17 protein-coding genes are annotated in these 16,648 nt (G+C 66.0%); 9 read left to right on the plus strand and 8 right to left on the minus strand.

Going from position 1 to position 16,648, the window contains the following annotated elements:
- Positions 1 to 32: 32 nt before the first annotated feature.
- Positions 33 to 608 (plus strand): DUF3016 domain-containing protein, encoded by a 576-nt coding sequence (locus ABQY74_RS17400; RefSeq protein ID WP_024940281.1) that lies wholly within the window; start codon positions 33 to 35, stop codon positions 606 to 608.
- A 238-nt stretch (positions 609 to 846) separates the two neighbouring features.
- Here ABQY74_RS17400 and alr read toward each other — a convergent pair whose 3' ends face one another.
- Together alr and ABQY74_RS17410 are read right to left on the minus strand one after the other, a co-directional pair.
- Entirely contained in the window at positions 847 to 1,947 is a 1,101-nt protein-coding gene (gene alr, locus ABQY74_RS17405) for an alanine racemase (RefSeq protein ID WP_349792494.1), read from the minus strand.
- The gene (locus tag ABQY74_RS17410) at positions 1,947 to 3,236 is read right to left on the minus strand and encodes a D-amino acid dehydrogenase (RefSeq protein ID WP_102580605.1); all 1,290 of its coding nucleotides are present in this window, start codon (positions 3,234 to 3,236) and stop codon (positions 1,947 to 1,949) included. Before ABQY74_RS17410 ends, alr begins: the two co-directional genes overlap by 1 nt.
- A gap of 148 nt (positions 3,237 to 3,384) precedes the next feature.
- Between ABQY74_RS17410 and ABQY74_RS17415 the strand changes: the two genes are divergently transcribed.
- Positions 3,385 to 3,864 carry an Lrp/AsnC ligand binding domain-containing protein gene (locus ABQY74_RS17415; protein ID WP_024940284.1) on the plus strand — a complete coding sequence of 160 codons (480 nt, stop codon included), beginning with the start codon at positions 3,385 to 3,387 and terminating at the stop codon, positions 3,862 to 3,864.
- A 39-nt stretch (positions 3,865 to 3,903) separates the two neighbouring features.
- Here the strand turns inward: ABQY74_RS17415 and ABQY74_RS17420 are convergent, their stop codons facing one another.
- Positions 3,904 to 4,335 carry a hypothetical protein gene (locus tag ABQY74_RS17420; protein WP_104574591.1) on the minus strand — a complete coding sequence of 144 codons (432 nt, stop codon included), beginning with the start codon at positions 4,333 to 4,335 and terminating at the stop codon, positions 3,904 to 3,906.
- 351 nt (positions 4,336 to 4,686) lie between these two features.
- Between ABQY74_RS17420 and msrB the strand changes: the two genes are divergently transcribed.
- The 5 genes from msrB (at position 4,687) to ABQY74_RS17445 (ending at position 8,966) form a co-directional block, all read left to right on the plus strand.
- The gene (gene msrB, locus ABQY74_RS17425; protein ID WP_039525207.1) at positions 4,687 to 5,151 is read left to right on the plus strand and encodes a peptide-methionine (R)-S-oxide reductase MsrB; all 465 of its coding nucleotides are present in this window, start codon (positions 4,687 to 4,689) and stop codon (positions 5,149 to 5,151) included.
- Between the two features lie 416 nt (positions 5,152 to 5,567).
- Positions 5,568 to 6,422 carry a flagellar motor stator protein MotA gene (gene motA / locus ABQY74_RS17430; protein ID WP_104574593.1) on the plus strand — a complete coding sequence of 285 codons (855 nt, stop codon included), beginning with the start codon at positions 5,568 to 5,570 and terminating at the stop codon, positions 6,420 to 6,422.
- 10 nt (positions 6,423 to 6,432) lie between these two features.
- On the plus strand, positions 6,433 to 7,629 hold the full coding sequence (motB, locus tag ABQY74_RS17435; RefSeq protein ID WP_104574595.1) for a flagellar motor protein MotB: 1,197 nt from the start codon (positions 6,433 to 6,435) through the stop codon (positions 7,627 to 7,629).
- A gap of 451 nt (positions 7,630 to 8,080) precedes the next feature.
- Entirely contained in the window at positions 8,081 to 8,671 is a 591-nt protein-coding gene (locus ABQY74_RS17440) for a hypothetical protein (RefSeq protein ID WP_372469950.1), read from the plus strand.
- Between the two features lie 10 nt (positions 8,672 to 8,681).
- Positions 8,682 to 8,966: a DUF4031 domain-containing protein gene (locus ABQY74_RS17445; protein WP_349792497.1), complete on the plus strand. Its 285-nt coding sequence runs from the start codon at positions 8,682 to 8,684 to the stop codon at positions 8,964 to 8,966.
- Between the two features lie 463 nt (positions 8,967 to 9,429).
- On the opposite strand, the gene ABQY74_RS17450 is transcribed toward ABQY74_RS17445, so the two are convergent.
- Entirely contained in the window at positions 9,430 to 9,981 is a 552-nt protein-coding gene (locus tag ABQY74_RS17450) for a hypothetical protein (RefSeq protein ID WP_104570747.1), read from the minus strand.
- Between the two features lie 163 nt (positions 9,982 to 10,144).
- On the opposite strand from ABQY74_RS17450, the gene ABQY74_RS17455 reads away from it, so the two are divergent.
- Positions 10,145 to 10,411 (plus strand): DUF3297 family protein, encoded by a 267-nt coding sequence (locus ABQY74_RS17455; protein WP_104608211.1) that lies wholly within the window; start codon positions 10,145 to 10,147, stop codon positions 10,409 to 10,411.
- A gap of 409 nt (positions 10,412 to 10,820) precedes the next feature.
- Here ABQY74_RS17455 and ABQY74_RS17460 read toward each other — a convergent pair whose 3' ends face one another.
- The 4 genes from ABQY74_RS17460 to ABQY74_RS17475 all read right to left on the minus strand — a co-directional run bounded on the left by ABQY74_RS17460 (position 10,821) and on the right by ABQY74_RS17475 (position 15,358).
- Positions 10,821 to 11,582, minus strand: coding sequence for an ABC transporter permease (locus tag ABQY74_RS17460; protein WP_016900895.1), 762 nt, complete (start codon positions 11,580 to 11,582; stop codon positions 10,821 to 10,823).
- Positions 11,579 to 12,523: an ABC transporter ATP-binding protein gene (locus ABQY74_RS17465; RefSeq protein ID WP_039518748.1), complete on the minus strand. Its 945-nt coding sequence runs from the start codon at positions 12,521 to 12,523 to the stop codon at positions 11,579 to 11,581. The genes ABQY74_RS17460 and ABQY74_RS17465 overlap by 4 nt, the downstream gene beginning before the upstream one ends.
- 297 nt (positions 12,524 to 12,820) lie before the next feature.
- Entirely contained in the window at positions 12,821 to 14,458 is a 1,638-nt protein-coding gene (locus ABQY74_RS17470) for a Na+/H+ antiporter (protein WP_016900897.1), read from the minus strand.
- Positions 14,459 to 14,716: 258 nt separating this feature from the next.
- A complete protein-coding gene (locus ABQY74_RS17475) occupies positions 14,717 to 15,358 on the minus strand; it encodes a hypothetical protein (RefSeq protein WP_349792500.1) in 642 nt (213 codons plus the stop codon).
- A gap of 622 nt (positions 15,359 to 15,980) precedes the next feature.
- Between ABQY74_RS17475 and ABQY74_RS17480 the strand changes: the two genes are divergently transcribed.
- The gene (locus ABQY74_RS17480) at positions 15,981 to 16,538 is read left to right on the plus strand and encodes a fasciclin domain-containing protein (RefSeq protein WP_164739454.1); all 558 of its coding nucleotides are present in this window, start codon (positions 15,981 to 15,983) and stop codon (positions 16,536 to 16,538) included.
- The last annotated feature ends 110 nt before the right edge of the window (positions 16,539 to 16,648 follow it).

Consider the following 16,648-nt stretch of genomic DNA (forward strand, 5'->3'; position numbering starts at 1 on the left):
ACGTCCACGTACCTTCCGCTTGGAGACTTTCCATGAAACGTTCCAGCCTTTGCGGCGCCAGCCTGTTGCTGGCAGGACTGCTCGCGGCAACCGGCGCGCAGGCACGTGTACGCAACGTCACCGACCCGCAGGCGCCACGCGCGCTGACCGGCGATGGCAAGGTCGATGTGCGCTGGACCGACCCGGCGCAGTTTTCCGAAGTGCGCTTCAGCGGCAACCGCTGGGAAGCGCAGCGTGGCGACTGGGTGACCCAGCTGGCGACCTATTTCCAGCAGAGCGCCGCGCGCAAGCTGCCCGACGGCCAGCGCCTGAGCGTGACCATCACCGACATCCGCCGCGCCGGCCAGTACGAGCCCTGGCACGGGCCGCGCATGCAGGACGTGCGCATCGTCAAGGACATCTACCCGCCGCGCCTGAGCTTCAACTACACGCTGACCGGCGCCGATGGCCAGGTGATCGACCAGGGCGAACGCAAGCTGGTGGATTCGGCATTTCTGATGAGCGGCCCGCGCCTGACCGACAGCGATCCGCTGCGCTTCGAAAAGGCGATGATCGACGACTGGGTGCGCAAGCAGTTCCGCGGCGACCGGAGTACTGCGGGGTTGTGAGCTGCCGCTTCAAGTTTCTTCCGTAGGGGCGTTCCGTAGGGGCGCCACGGCACAGCTTGCGCGCCACTGGCGCGCGTGCCTTGGTGCGCCTGTGCCGCTGGCGCAGGCCGGGGCGCGGAGCGGGGGTTGGGGTGAGGGTACGGAGCGAAGCCAACGCGTTGTTCCAAGTGCATGTGGCTTCGCACGTCCCCTCATCCGCCCCTTCGGGGCACCTTTTCCCGATGGGAGAAGGGACATGTCACCGCGTGACTTCCTCGCCCACTGCCGCCTCACCCACATACGTCCGCGGCACGCGCTTGAGTCCACACAGCAGTTGATATGCGCTGACATTGCACTGCGTTGCCAGCGGACTGACGCGCGGCGCATCGCCCCACAGCTGCACTGACGCACCGATGTCGGCCTGCGGGTGCTCGGTGAGATCCACGGTCAGCATGTCCATCGACACACGCCCGATCAGCGGGCAGACCTGTCCATCCACCAGCACCGGGGTGCCGTTGGGGGCGAACTGCGGATAGCCGTCGGCATAACCGGCCGCCACCACGCCGACGCGGGTGGGCCGCTCGGCGACGAAGCGGGCGCCGTACCCCACCGGCTCGCCGGCCGGCAGCTCGCGTACGGAGATGATGCGCGAGCGCAGCGTCATCACCGGGCGTAGTTGCGCGGTGGTGTCGGTGTCCTGCGGGAACGGGTTTGCGCCGTACAGCATCAGCCCCGGACGCGACCAATCGTTACGCAGCGCCGGCCAGCCGAGCAGGCCGGGCGAATTGCGCAGGCTGGTTTCGGCCTGCATGCCGCCTGCAGTGAGTGCGAACGCCACCGCCTGCTCGTCGGTGCGGCTGCACTCCAGCTCGTCGGCGCGCGCCAAGTGGGTCATCAGCACCAGCGAGGCGATCTGCGGCAGCCCGCGCAGCCGCAACCACGCCGCACGAAAGTCTTCCGGTGACAGGCCCAGCCGATGCATGCCGCTGTCCAGCTTCAGCCAAACCTGCAACGGACGCGGGCTCTGGAACTCGGCCAGCGCGCGCACCTGCTGCGGCGTGGCCACCACCGTCCACAGATCATGCTCGGCAATCAGGCGCAGTTCGTCGTGTTCGAAGAACCCTTCCAGCAGCAGGATCGGCGCACGGATGCCGGCCTGACGCAGCTCCAGCGCTTCTTCGATGCAGGCCACCGCAAAGCCGTCGGCCTCGCCGTCCAGCGCCTGCGCGCAGCGCACCGCGCCATGGCCGTAGGCATCGGCCTTGACCACCGCCAGGGCCTTGCTGCCGCCCAGGCGCTTGGCCAGGCGGTAGTTGTGACGCAATGCGTCCAGGTCGATCAACGCTTGCGCAGGACGCACTACGCGGCCTCCTGCTGCGCGCGGGCGCTGCGTGGCGACAGGTAACGGAAGATGTCCAGGCCTTCGCTATCGATGTCGGGCGTGCGGCCCTGCATCAGGTCGGCCAGATAGCGGCCCGAGCCGCAGGCCATGGTCCAGCCCAGGGTGCCGTGACCGGTATTGAGGAACAGGTTGGCATACGGCGTGGCGCCGACCACCGGCGTGCCGTCCGGCGTGGCCGGGCGCAGGCCGGTCCAGAACTCGGCCCGGGCCAGATCGCCGGCGCCGGGGAACAGGTCGTTGACCACCATCTCCAGCGTGGCGCGGCGGCGCGGATTCAACGACAGGTCGAAGCCGGCCACCTCGGCCATGCCGCCGACGCGGATACGGTCGTCGAAGCGGGTCAGCGCGATCTTGTAGCTCTCGTCCAGCACCGTGGAGGTCGGCGCGCGCGCGGCATCCACGATCGGGATGGTCAGCGAATAGCCCTTGAGCGGATACACCGGCAGGTGCAGGCCGAGCGAGAGCAGCAGGTCGGCCGAATAGCTGCCCAGCGCCAGCACGTAGCGGTCGGCGGTCTCGATGCGGCCATCGATCTGCACGCCGGTGACGCGCCCGCCTGCGTGCTGCAGATGCTCGATCTGCTGCCCGTAGCGGAACTCCACCCCCGCCTGCGCGGCCAGTTCGGCCAGGCGCTGGGTGAACAGCCGGCAGTCGCCGGTCTGGTCCTCGGGCAGGCGCAGGGCGCCGGCCATTTGCGCGCCACCGCCGGCCAGGCCCGGTTCGAACTGGGCGATCTGCGCCGGGGTCAGCAGCTCGTAGGGCACGCCGTACTGGGCCAGCACCTCGATGTCCTGCGCGGCGGCATCCAGTTGCTGCTGGGTGCGGAACAGCTGGGTGGTACCGAGCTGACGGCCCTCGAACTCGATGCCGGTGCTGGCACGCAATGCGTTCAGGCAATCGCGGCTGTAGTCGGACATGCGCACCATGCGCGCCTTATTCACTGCATAGCGCTCGGCGGTGCAGTTGCGCAGCATCTGGCTGAGCCAGGCCAGCTGACGCAGGTCGCGGGTGGGCCGGATCGACAGCGGTGCATGCTGCTCGAACAGCCACTTCACCGCCTTGCCGGGCACGCCGGGCGCGGCCCACGGCGAGGTGTAGCCGAACGACAGCTGGCCGGCATTGGCGTAGCTGGTTTCCAGCGCCGCCGCCGGCTGGCGGTCGACCACGGTGACCTCGCAACCGGCCTGTGCCAGATACCAGGCCGTGGTGGTGCCGATGACGCCACTACCGAGAATGAGCACCCGCATGTCGTTCTCCTGGAAAGGGTATTCCCCCACAACCAGGCGCCGAGGGGGACAGTTAGACGCAGTATATTGCGAGCCAGGCAGTGCCATTTCTGGAATCAGCCCGCCCTGGCAGTGAATCCTCCTGTCAAACCCTGTGGAAGCAGACCCGATGACGACGCGCACCCGCGAGCTGGACAAGATCGATCGCAAGATCCTGCGCATCCTGCAGCAGGAGGGGCGGATTTCCTTTACCGAACTGGGCGAGCGGGTGGGATTGTCGACCACGCCCTGCACCGAGCGCGTGCGCCGGCTGGAGCGCGATGGCGCCATCACCGGCTACTACGCTCGGCTGGACCCGCACTATCTCAAGGCCAGCCTGCTGGTGTTCGTGGAGATCAGCCTGGCCTACAAGTCCGGCGACATCTTCGAGGAGTTCCGGCGCGCCGCGCTCAAGCTGCCCAACGTCCTGGAATGCCATCTGGTCTCGGGCGATTTCGACTACCTGCTCAAGGCGCGCATCAGCGAGATGGCCTCCTATCGCAAGCTGCTCGGCAGCACCTTGCTGACCATGCCGCATGTGCGCGAGTCCAAGAGCTACATCGTGATGGAAGAGGTCAAGGAGACCCTGGCGTTGCCCATCGAAGGCTGAGATTCTGGATTCGGGAGTGCGGATTCGCAATGGCGCGGGTCAGCGCACCACGCGCATGCCGTCGCCGGCCGGGACCGCGTCGTAATAGCGCCCGGTCTTGGTATCCAGCACCCGGTTGGCGCCGGCCGGCTGCATGCCGTGCAGCAAGCGACCATTGCGGTCGTAGACCATCGGCGCGCTGGCCGGCGCAACCTGGCTGCCGGCCGGGGCCACCGGCGTCTGTGCCGGGCCACGGGTCGGGATGGTGGGCGCGGACGGGCGCTGGCCAAGCTGCGATGGCACCGGAGCCGTGGCCGGCGCGGGTGGCACTACGCGCGGCGCGGTCAGCGTGGGCTGGGCGGGCGTCGGGGTGGTGATCGGTTGCAGGGTGTTGGACGAGCGTGTGCTGGTGGCCGATTGCGCCGCCGCAGCGCCGGCGGCAACCAACAGGCCGCACAGCAGCAGGCCGCGCATTGAAGGAGAGATCGCCATGACGGACACCGTGCTTGATCGAGGAGTACTCACTGGATGGGGGCGCCGGCGTGCTGCGGCAATGCATTAGGTCGGCTATGGCCTGAACGCGTTCGCGAGATGATCGCGGCGCGAAAAACACATCCTTCTTTCATCGGGACGATGTGGCGCGCAGTGCCGGATGAGGGTGCGTGAAGCCTGGCAATCACTACTGCTTAATGGCTTCGCCGCCGCACCCTCGCCTCAATCCCCACCCCGTGCCCCGGCCGGCGCCAGTGGCGCTTGGTCCCGGCACGCTTGAACCACGCCGACAGCGCCCACATCACGGGGGGCAGGCGCGGCACCCTGCCAGCGCGCGCATGCGAGAACCCCATGAGCCAGTTCGATCTGACCCCTCCCTCCCCCGCCCAACGCGACGCCCTGATCGCCGGGCTCAGCGACGAGGAACAGCGCGTGCTGCTGCACCATGGCACCGAAGCGCCGTTCTGCGGGGTGTTCCTGGACAACAAGCTCGACGGCGTCTACACCTGCCGCCTGTGCGGGTTGCCGCTGTTCCGCTCCAGCGCCAAGTTCGAATCCGGCACCGGCTGGCCGAGCTTCTTCGCCCCGTACGACACCGCCCATGTGCGCGAAATCCGCGACACCAGCTACGGCATGATCCGCACCGAGATCGTCTGCGCGCGCTGCGACAGCCACCTGGGCCACGTGTTCCCCGACGGCCCGCCGCCGACCGGCGAACGCCACTGCCTGAACTCGGTCTCGCTGGGCTTTACCGAAAACGGCCAGGCCCTGCCCAACCCCTTGCAGCGCGCAGGCGCCGAAGCGCAACCGGCCTGAGCCGACACATGCATCCGGCCCGGAGGGATTCCGTGCCGGATGCATACTTGCAACACCTGCGCCCACCTATGCGCCCACTGGCAGGCGCTGCCGCATCGGCGACGCAATGCAGCGACCCCGACAAGGCGTCGAACCGCCATTGCGACCATGCGCGATTCACCTAAGCAAGGCTGCATCACGACAAGCGTTGCAAGGATTGCTTGCATTAGGCAGCCGCGCCGCAAAGCCCTTCAATCAAAGGCTGGAACGGCCTGAGCGCAACCGGGCGCAAGCAACGACAGCACCGCAACCTCCCGCGTGAAGATGAGATCCACCAAGCGATCGTTCAGTTACACCGCACACCTTCACGCCGTGCGCTTCAAGAATCCGCCGCGCAAGCCGAAACAACAGCAACCCTGTTTGCTTTTGGCTGCGCCATGCTCATCATCATCGGCTTCATCGTCGTCATCGTCAGTGTCCTCGGCGGCTATGTGCTGTCGCACGGCAAGCTGGGCGCGCTCTGGCAGCCGTACGAGCTGATGATCATCGGTGGCGCGGCGTTCGGTGCGTTTCTGGTCAGCACGCCCGGCAAGATCGTCAAGGAGACCCTCAGCAGCATCCTGGGCGTGTTCAAGGGCCCGCAGTACAAGTCCGACGACTACAAGGACACGCTGAGCCTGATCTACGAGCTGCTCAACAAGGCGCGCCGCGACGGCTTCATGGCGCTGGAAGATCACGTCGAAAAACCGCAGGACAGCACCATCTTCGGCAACTACCCCAAGGTGGTCGCCGACCATCACCTGCTGGACTTCATCACCGACTGCCTGCGCCTGATGATCGGCAGCAACATCGAGCCGCACGAGCTGGAGCCGCTACTCGAGCTGGAGCTGGAAAAACATCACCACGAAGCGCTGGCGCCCTCGCATGCGTTGAGCAAGGTGTCCGACGGCCTGCCCGGCTTCGGCATCGTGGCGGCCGTGCTCGGCATCGTGATCACCATGGGTTCGATCGGCGGGCCGATCGAGGAGATCGGCCACCACGTCGGCGCCGCCCTGGTCGGCACCTTCCTGGGCATTTTGCTGGCCTATGGCTTCGTCGCACCGCTGGCCGCGGCGATGGAAGCGCGCGCCGAGCAGGACGGACGCATGTACGAGGCAGTCAAGACCGCGCTGCTGGCCTGCCTGCGTGGCTACAACCCGAAGATTGCGCTGGAATTCGCGCGCAAGACGCTGCCCTCCAACGTGCGTCCGAGCTTTGCGGATTTCGAAACGCACCTGAAGACGATCAAGTAGGACCGCGGTCATGGCCGAGGGCAAATCCACCGTCGTCATCCGACGGGTCAAGAAGGTGCAGGGCGGCGGCCATCATGGCGGCGCCTGGAAGGTGGCGTTTGCCGACTTCGTGACCGCGATGATGGCGTTCTTCCTGGTGCTGTGGCTGATGGCCGCCACCACCAAGGAGCAGCGCGCGGCGATCTCGGAATACTTCCGCAATCCCAGCCCGTTGTCGGGCAAGTCGCCGGCCCCCTCGCCGGGCATGAATGGCCCTGGCGGCGCCAGCACCTCGATGATCAAGCTCGGCGGCACCGCCGACATGGCCAAGGGGCAGAAGGACGAGATGGGCCGCAAGCGCGACAACGCCGCCGACACCAACGAAGACAGCCGCGCCAGGGACAAGAAGCGCCTGGAAGCGCTGATGCAGGACCTGAAAGAGGCCATCGACAAGAGCCAGGCGCTGGAGCCGTTCAAGGACCAGCTGCTGCTCGACCTCACCCCGGACGGCCTGCGCATCCAGATCGTGGACAAGCAGAACCGGCCGATGTTCGACATGGGCCGCGACCAGCTCAAGCCGTACACCGTGGCAATCCTGCGCGAGCTGTCCAGCTTCATCAACCAGGTGCCCAACCACATCAGCATCACCGGCCACACCGACACCACCGCCTACAGCAGCGATACCGGTTACACCAACTGGGAACTCAGCGCCGACCGCGCCAATGCCGCGCGCCGTGCGCTGGTGGGCGGCGGCATGGACGATGCCAAGGTCACCCGCGTGGTGGGGCTGTCCTCGTCGGTGCTGTTCGACAAGACCGACCCGCAGAACCCGATCAACCGCCGCATCAGCATCGTGGTGATGACCCAGGATGCCGAACAGGCCGCGCTGGCCGGCGCCGGCCAGGGCATTGCGCTGGGCAAGCCCACCCACGATGCCGACACTCATGTGCCGGATCTGAGTGCCGCAGCAACCGCCACCACCGCGGTGGGGACACCGGCTGCGCTGCCTGCGGCAGGACCCAGCGCTGCTGCGCCGACGGGCGGACCTGCGGCTGCGGCCAGCGCCACATCGCCTGCTGCAGCACCCCCGGTCACCAGCGCCGCGCCGGCGGCACCGCGCGTCTCCACGCGCAGCCAGGTGGCTTCGGCCACCGCACTGGCCAAGGCTGCCGAAGCCGCCGTGGCCGCACCGCGCACTGCGGTCAGCGAAGTACCCGCGCGGCGCTGAGGGCGGCTTAGGGCACCTGGCAAAGCGTTGCCTGGCGGTTCTTGGCGTTCTTGGCGTTCTTGGCGTTCTTGGCGTTCTTGGCGGTTGCGGGCGGTTGCGGGCGGTTGCGGTTGCGGTTGCGGCAGACGGCAGACGGCAGACGGCACGTTGTCGTGCATATCGAATCCGACGTGCATCCCGGATCTGGTCGCTCTGCGGGTTACTCGTCGGACTGCTTGTCGTCCTGCATGCCGATCCTGACCAGCAATCGCGCGTTGGCGCTCCGACAGACCCGCGGTGCCAGCCGCTGCAGCCTGTCCGACATATCGGCGTCAGCGGCCTTCGGAACGCCGGAAGCGCCGACAGGAGCATCGCCCGGCGCGGCCGGCGTTCATCGGCCTGGCGGCGGCACCCGAGCCGGGTCACGCGCAAGCGCCTAGAATGGTCGGCCATTCCCAGCGTCGAGAACACCGTGTCCCGCAATTCCAAGGCCAAGCGCGACAAGCGCAAGAAGTCCCAACCCAAGCGCCCGATCGTCCGTCTGGGCCAGGCGCCGCAGATCGCCAACCATGCCGTGCTGCAGGATGCCGACGGCCGCGTGGTCGCTGCGATCGGCTTGCAGAACGGCAGCGAATGGCTGCTGTCGATCGGCGGCCAGACCATGGGCAGCGCCGACAACCCGGTGCCGATGCTGGCCATGCTCAAGCACCTGGCCAATCTGCAGGAGAAGGAAGGCAAGACCATCTCGCTGGAATACTCCACCCAGCTGCAGCAGATGATCGACGACCTCGCCGCCGAAGACGGCAAGACCGCCGAGGAATACCTGACCACGCTGGTGTCCGAGTTCGAGAACAGCGACACTGAAGGCGACGACGACGAAGCCGAAGACGCAGACGCAGACGCCGAGGCAGGCGATGCCCCGGCAGATGCCGATGCGGACACCGATGCCGATGCTGATGCCAGCGCCGAAGATGCCGCTGCCGACACCGCAGGCGACGCGTCGCAGGACGACGCCGACGACGCAACTGACGGCGGCAAGAAGAAGAAGGGCAAGAAGGCCTAAGGGCCCGCCGGTGGCCGTCTACGTCGACGATGCAGTGCATCCGTGGCGCGAGCAGCGCTGGGCGCACCTGCTCGGCGATACGCTGGACGAGCTGCATGCGATGGCGGCGCGGCTGGGCATTCCCCGCCGCGCCTTCCAGAACAAACTCAGCGGCGCGCACTACGATGTGTCCGCAACACTCCGCGCCGAAGCGATCGCGCTCGGTGCCATTGCGATCTCCCGCCACACCGACCGTGCCTTGCTCACGGCCTTGATCGCCAACGCGCGTGCACAGGCGCGCGGCGAGGCGCCTTGAGGCGGGGATTGGGGAGTCGGGATTGGGGATTCGTAGCGGCGATGGCCGCGGGCTGATCGGCGGCGCGCCGTTGTAGGAGCGCGCCTGAGCGCGAGGAGCCATCCCGGTAACGCCCGTCGCGCGCAGGCACGCTCCTACGTGGCAATCGCTGGGCCGTGCATGCGTACCGGCCAGGAGGCCTACAACTTCAGCACGCGCGATGGCGGCATCTCTCTGCACATGACGGCGCGCCGTTGTAGGAGCGCGCCCGAGCGCGAGGAGCTCTCCCGGTAACGCCCGTCGCGCGCAGGCACGCTCCTACGTGGGAATCGCCGGGCTGTGGACAATGCCTGCGCGGCAGACCCTAGTGGCTACCACGCGCTTAGCATTCTGCCGCGGCAGAACGCACCACCGCGGCTCGACACAACCACACCCACAGACCGCTCCTGCGATTCCCGATTCCCGATTCCCCAATCCCGGCGCCTCAGAACGCCTCATTCCCCAGCCGCACTTCCACCTCCAACAGCGAGGTCAGCGCCAGCATGGCGTCGTCGTCGCGACTGAGCGCGATCCAGCCGGCATAGGCGTCGCCGCCGGTGTTCCAGTTCCACAGCGAGTAGCCGTGCTCGCGCAGACGATCGAAGGCCACCGCCATCAGGTCGGGCACACTCAGATCGCTGGAAAACTCCTCGTCATCCAGGTCACCGCCCCAGTCGATGCGCAGGTTCCAGCGCGCGCTGAGTTCGTCGATGGCGGCAATGAACGCGTCGGTGTCCTTCCAGTCCACGAAAAAGCCCGAGCGCCAGTCGATCGCATCCTTCAAGGCCCACAACCAGGCATCGTCGCCCTCGTCGTCGTCCAGGTCGGCCTGTGCCTCGCGCCAGGTATCGAACTGGCCCAAGGCGGTGTCTTCGTCGCCGGGATTGATCAGCACCAGCAGATTCCACACCCGCGCCGGGTGGTCGTCGACATCGTCTTCGTCGCCTTCGGGCTGCAGGCCTTCGTCGTCTTCGTAATCGGCGCTGTTATCGGGCATGGCGGTCTGGTTCCAGGAATGCAGGTGTGAAGTGTGAGGCCTGGCGGGGCGCAAGCAAACCGCCCGGCGCGTGCGCAGGCAGCGCCGGGGCTGATCTTCGCGGCGCGGGCCCGTATCCTGTGCGGCCGAAGACGGCCATCCCGGCCGCCATGACGCCTTTCCCATGAGCGATACCCCTCCCGATCATCTGGCCATCGATGCACGCAGCCCGTTCCACAATGCCGATGCGCTCAGCCGCGGCGTCGGCGTGCGCTTCAACGGTGTCGAACGCGACAACGTGGAGGAGTATTCGGTCAGCGAAGGCTGGATCAAGGTGCAGGTCGGCAAGGCCCGCGACCGTCGCGGCAACCCGATGACGATGAAGATCAAGGGTGAGGTGGTGGCCTACTTCCTGGACACCAAGGCCGACGCCAAGCCGGCTGCCGAATAAGAGCGGCTGACATCACCACGTCACGCCGGGCTATTGCAGGCCGGCTGCCCTGCGCCCTGGCTGCAGGGCCCTGGCCCGCCCACCCTCGCGGGGCACGCTGCAAGTACGTCCTTGCATAAGCGCTGACGCCGCATCCATGCCGCGTCAGGTCCGGCGACGGTGCGTGGGCAAAGACCAGCCAGGAATATCGGTGTGCATGGTTTTCAACACCGAGCAACTCTCTGGCGTGGCGCCCTCGCCAATTGCGAGACCGTGGGACGACATGGATGCCGCTACCGAACCCCCAGGGCCAGGTTCACCGCGCTCCCGCGAGCAGCGAGGGCGCTGCGCATTCGCGCCAGTCAGCGTTGACCTGGACTGCCGACGGCATCCACCAGGATGCGGCCGACCAAACCACTGCATTCACCACTCACGCCTTGAGCCGGTAACCGCTGCGGAAGATCGCCGCCACCACGCCCAGGCACACCAGCAGGAACAGGAAGGTCATGCCGGTGCTCACCGCGATGTGCACGTCGGCCTTTCCGTAGAAACTCCAGCGGAACCCGCTGATCAGATACACCACCGGGTTGAACAGGGTGACCTTCTGCCATAACGGCGGCAGCATGTTGATCGAGTAGAAACTGCCGCCCAGGAAGGTCAGCGGCGTCACCACCATCAGCGGAATCACCTGCAGTTTTTCGAAGCCGTCGGCCCAGATCCCGATAATGAAACCGAACAGGCTGAAGGTCAGCGCAGTGAGCACCAGAAAGCCCAGCATCCATAGCGGATGTGCGATCTCGTAAGGCACGAACAGCCGCGCGGTGAGCAGGATCAGCAAGCCCAGCAACACCGACTTGGTCGCCGCCGCGCCCACGTAGCCGATCACGATCTCCCACCAGGCCACCGGCGCCGACAGCACCTCGTAGATGGTGCCGGCCCAGCGCGGCATGTAGATGCCGAACGAGGCGTTGGAAATGCTCTCGTTAAGCAAGGACAGCATCACCAGCCCGGGAATGATGAAGGCGCCGTAGCTGATGCCGTCGATGTCGCCCATGCGCGAGCCGATCGCCGCGCCGAACACCACGAAATACAGTGAGGTCGACAACACCGGCGAGGCGATCGACTGGGTCAGCGTGCGGAAGGCGCGCGCCATTTCGAAGCGGTAGATCGCCGCAATCGCATGCCGGTTCATGCGCGCACCTCCACGTTGCGGGCGCCATGCACCAGGTTGACGAAGATCTCCTCCAGCGAACTCTCGCTGGAATGCAGGTCCTTGAAGTCGATGCCCTGCTCGTTGAGCCGGCGCAGCAACGCGCCGATGCCGGTCTGCTCGGCCTGGGTGTCGAAGGTGTAGATCAGGCTGTTGCCGTCGGCCGACAGCTCCAGCGGCAGATCGCCCAGCGCGGCCGGGATGGCCTGCAGCGGCGCCTGCAGGCTCAGCGTGAGCTGCTTCTTGCCGAGCTTGCGCATCAGCGTGTGCTTGTCTTCCACCAGTACCAGCTCGCCGCGATTGATCACCCCGACCCGGTCGGCCATGTCCTCGGCTTCCTCGATGTAATGGGTGGTCAGAATCACCGTGGTGCCCTGCTCGCGCAGCCTGCGCACCATCTGCCACATGTCGTGACGCAGCTCCACGTCCACGCCTGCGGTGGGTTCGTCCAGAAACAGGATGCGCGGCTCGTGCGCCAGCGCCTTGGCGATCAGCACGCGCCGCTTCATGCCGCCGGACAGCGTGGAAATCTTGTTGTGGCGCTTGTCCCACAGCGAGAGCTCGCGCAGCACCGTCTCCAGATACGCCGCATTGGCCGGCTTGCCGAACAGCCCGCGACTGAAGCGCACGGTGGCCCACACGGTTTCGAACGCATCGGTGGCCAGCTCCTGCGGCACCAGACCGATACTGGCACGCGCGGCGCGGTAGTCGCGCACGATGTCGTGACCATCGGCCAGCACGGTGCCGGTGCTGGGGTTGATCAGCCCGCAGATGATGCTGATCAGCGTGGTCTTGCCGGCGCCGTTGGGACCGAGCAGCGCGAAGATCTCGCCGCGCCGGATCTGAAGGTCCACCTGCTTGAGCGCCTGAAAACCGCCAGCGTAGGTCTTGCTCAATCCCTGGATGGAAACGATTGGAGTCATGTCTTCTGCACTGGAGCGATCAGCCGCACAGGGTAGGCCGTGCGCCATGAAGATGGGAGAAGTGCGGATGGAATGGTGTCTTCCGGCGCGCGCCGGGAAGCCTCAGCGAACTGGACCGCGCACGCCTGCTGCGTCCGGTAGTCGACGCATCTCCATGTAGGAGCGCGCTTGCGCGCGATGGCGCTTTCCCGCCAACGCCCCATCGCGCCCAGGTGCGCTCCTACCCGAACACGGCAACCGCTGCTGCTCCTGCGATTCCCCACTCCCGATTCACGATTCCCGCGCGCGCCAGCGCGCTCAAGCGCGCTTGCGCGACTCGATCAGGTCCAGATTGCGCACCAGCCGGCGCGACAGGTCGTCGGAAATCTCGCGGCGCCTGGCCAGCTTGAACAGCTCGTTGCGCTCGGCCACCAGCGCGGCATGGCGGAACTGGCGCAGCGCCTGTTCGTAGGCACCGGCCTCTTCCGGATCGGTCTCGGCCATGTCCACCGCGCCGAGCTTGCGCTGATAGCGCTGGCTGACCTGATTGGCGGCGGCGTTGTAGCGCTCGGCATGCTTGCTGCCGTCCACCAGCCGCTGACGCAGTTTTTCCACCGCTTCCAGCGCCGCCTGCGAGGCGGCCTTGACCGCCAGGTCTTCCTTGAGCTGCTCGTCTTCTTCTTCGGGCAATTCCAGCCCGCGCAGCAGCCGCGGCAAGGCCACGCTGGCCACCAGCAGCGACACCAGGATCACCGAGGCGGCCAGGAAGATCGCCAACTGGCGGGCCGGAAACGGCGAGCCGTCTTCCAGCATCAACGGCAGCGTGAGCACGCCGGCCAGGGTGATCGCACCGCGCACGCCGGCCAGCGAAACCGCCACCACGATGCGCCACGGCGGGCTGACATGCTGCTCGCCGCGCCACTGCGCCTTGAAGATGTTCCAGCGCAGCGACAGGAACACCCACACGAAGCGCAACGCCATCAGGCTGGCGCTGATGGTGGCCACGTACACCGCCAGCCACCACGGATTGAGGTGCCCGGCCTCCTGCACGCTGCGCACCGCCCCGTCCAGGATGCCCGGCAACTGCTCGCCCAGCAGCACGAAGATGATGCCGTTGAAGGTGAACTGCACCGTGTCCCACACCGCCGAGCGCTGCAGCCGCATGTTGCCCGGCGCGTTACCGGCCATTTCCACGTAACTCATGGTGACGCCGGCGGCCACTGCGGCGAGGATGCCGGAGGCATGGAAGGCCTCGGCCAGCAGATAGGCCGCGAATGGGGTCAGCAGGTTGACCAGGATCGCCGAACCCGGCTCCTCACCGAAGTGGCGCCAGATCCAGGCCTGGATGCGGCTCAGGCCGAAGGTGGTCGCCACGCCCAGCGCCAAGCCGGCCAATGCCACCCACAGGAAGGTCAGCGAGGCGGTGGCGAGCGAGAAGCTGCCGGTCAGCACCGCGGCCACCGCGAACTGGAAGCACACCAGCCCGGAGGCATCGTTGAGCAGGGACTCGCCTTCCAGGATGTGCATCAGCCGCTTGGGGATCGACACCTTGGAGGCGATCGAGGACACCGCCACCGGATCGGTCGGCGAGATGATCGCCGCCAGTGCGAAGGCCACCGCCAGCGGCATCGCCGGGATCAGCCAATGGATCAGCAGGCCCGCACCGATCACGGTGAACACCACCAGACCCAGCGCCAGCTCGAGGATGGCCGCCTTGTCGCGGAACAGGCCTTGTTTGGGAATGCGCCAGCCATCCAGGAACAGCAGCGGCGGCAGGAACAACAGGAAGAACAGCTCCGGTTCCAGCTCGTGCCCGGCATCGAACACACCCGAAACCACCGCGCCAAGCGCAATCTGGACCAACGGCAGGGGCAACGAGAACGGCAGGATGCGGATCAGATAACCGCTGGCCGCGACCGCCAGCAACATGGCGAGGACGACATCGATCGAATGCATGGAAAACCCGGAAGAAGAAACGGTGCGCGCGTGCGGCATCGCATAGTGCAACGCACCATCACGCGCCTACGGAAACATACCGGTTTGCATCCGGCGATGAAACCTTTGCGCCACCTCGCCCGGCTTGCTGTCCGTTGCGGCAGATCTGCCATCGGGGCGCGTCGATGTCACACCGTTGCGATTCGCATACGCCAGCGAATGGACGCACGCGCCCTGTTGCGGGAGTGCCCTGCCAGTCAGCTCACCGACAGACTGCAATCAGCTATGGCGAACGTGCCGCTTCGTATGCGGGGACGATTGCCGCGTGGTCTCGACCGGGACGATGAAGGTCGCTTGCTGCAGTTGCAGTCTGGAGTCGTAGTGACTCACCACCACCTTGACTGCCTTGGGCTTTTTCCGGAAGGCATACGGCCACTGCGCGCCAACCATCTGCTGGCCGATCTTCTGGCCGTCGGCGTCTTCCACGAGTTTGAGGTGCACCGGGTAATTGCCTGCGCCGCCATTGTCCGCATCGTTGGCATCGACCACATCGATATGGGCTTTCGAAAACGCCAGCGTCGAGGGCCCGCCATCCTTGTAGTTGGCGCTGTCATCGAACCCGATGTTCTTGTAACTGTAACTCACCAGCAGCACCTGCGTGGGCCGCCAGGATCCACCGCCATCGTCATGGATTTTCACCTTGGCCGGGCGCACGGCATCGACGGTGAACTGCCACTCGCCCGGAACAATCCATTGCTGCCCTGGCCGATAGGCTTCACTGGACGGAGCAACGGCCTTTGCCGGCGTTGACGTCGGAGCCCGCACTGCGGCCGAGGCCTGCGTGATGCCGCACACCATTACGCTTGTAGCCATGAATACTCGCAGTGCCAGCCGCGTGCATTGGATTTTTTTCTGCGTCATCTAGCTACAACCTTTCTGCGTGATCGGGTGAATTGCGTTGCCCGCAAATGCGGAGCCAGCCTGCAATGTTCAACGTCATTATCTGCACTCCACGCCGGCTGCGATGAATGCAGCCGGTGGCGCGAGGTTACATGACACAAGCAGCAGATCACTGACGACATCATGCTACAGCGTTGCTTATTTAGTCCGGCTTCACCCACGAACTCATGTAGCAAAAACCACCTGATATTCACGCATTCGATAATCAGGTTGCAGCACCAAAGATAATCCTGCCTTCCCTATTTGCGCTTGCTGGTAACTGTCGTCAGCAACGCATTGAACCTTGCCTGCACTGGCTGCGCATCGCATGGACGGCGGCAGGCGAATCGCGTCCTGGCTGCAATGGCACCTCGGCCTGCATCGCTTCGGTTTGGACGACCGGCACATGCCTGGGTTGCAGCTGCAGCCCGAGCCCAGCGAGCGCAACAGGCCGTGTCGATGCCTGCGTTATGACGCTCTCGAGCGACGCGGTGCCGGGTACGCCTGTGTAAAAACCGCGTGATGCATCCGCGCTGCATCTACCCGCGTATCCAGCACTACGATTGCCATCCAGGCAGTCGCTTACCCAAAGGATCGATGCCTCATGAAGACCTCATTCCAGTCGCTTGCCATTGCCGCTGCCATTGCCCTGACCAGTGCCATGGCCCCCGCTTACGCCGCATCGAACCCGACCGTGGGCGGTGCACCGATGCTGGTGACCAAGGACATCGTCGACAACGCCGTCAACTCCAAGGACCACACCACCCTGGTCGCCGCGGTCAAGGCCGCCGGCCTGGTCGACACGCTGAAGGGGCCGGGCCCGTTCACCGTGTTCGCCCCGACCAACGCTGCATTCGCCGCCCTGCCGGCCGGCACGGTGGAAACGCTGCTCAAGCCCGAATCCAAGCCCACGCTGACCAAGGTGCTGACCTATCACGTCGTACCGGGCAAGGTCGACGCCGCATCGCTGATCGCCAAGATCAAGGCCGGCGGCGGCAGCGCCTCGCTGACCACCGTGCAGGGCGAGGCACTGACTGCAAAGCTCAACGGCAAGAAAGTCACCATCACCGATGCCAAGGGCAACACCGCCAACGTCACCATTGCCGATGTCATGCAGAGCAATGGCGTGATCCACGTGGTCGACAAGGTGTTGATGCCGTAACGGCGGCTCGCTGCCTGACGCAGGCAGTCGCAGGCGCGTGACCTGCATCGGCGGAACGCAGCCAGGTTCCGTCGATGGGTCGACGACGAATTGCGCACGCCAGCAACGTT

This window comes from Xanthomonas sp. WHRI 7064 (assembly GCF_040202355.2).
In the GTDB taxonomy this organism is placed as follows: Bacteria; Pseudomonadota; Gammaproteobacteria; order Xanthomonadales; family Xanthomonadaceae; genus Xanthomonas; species Xanthomonas arboricola.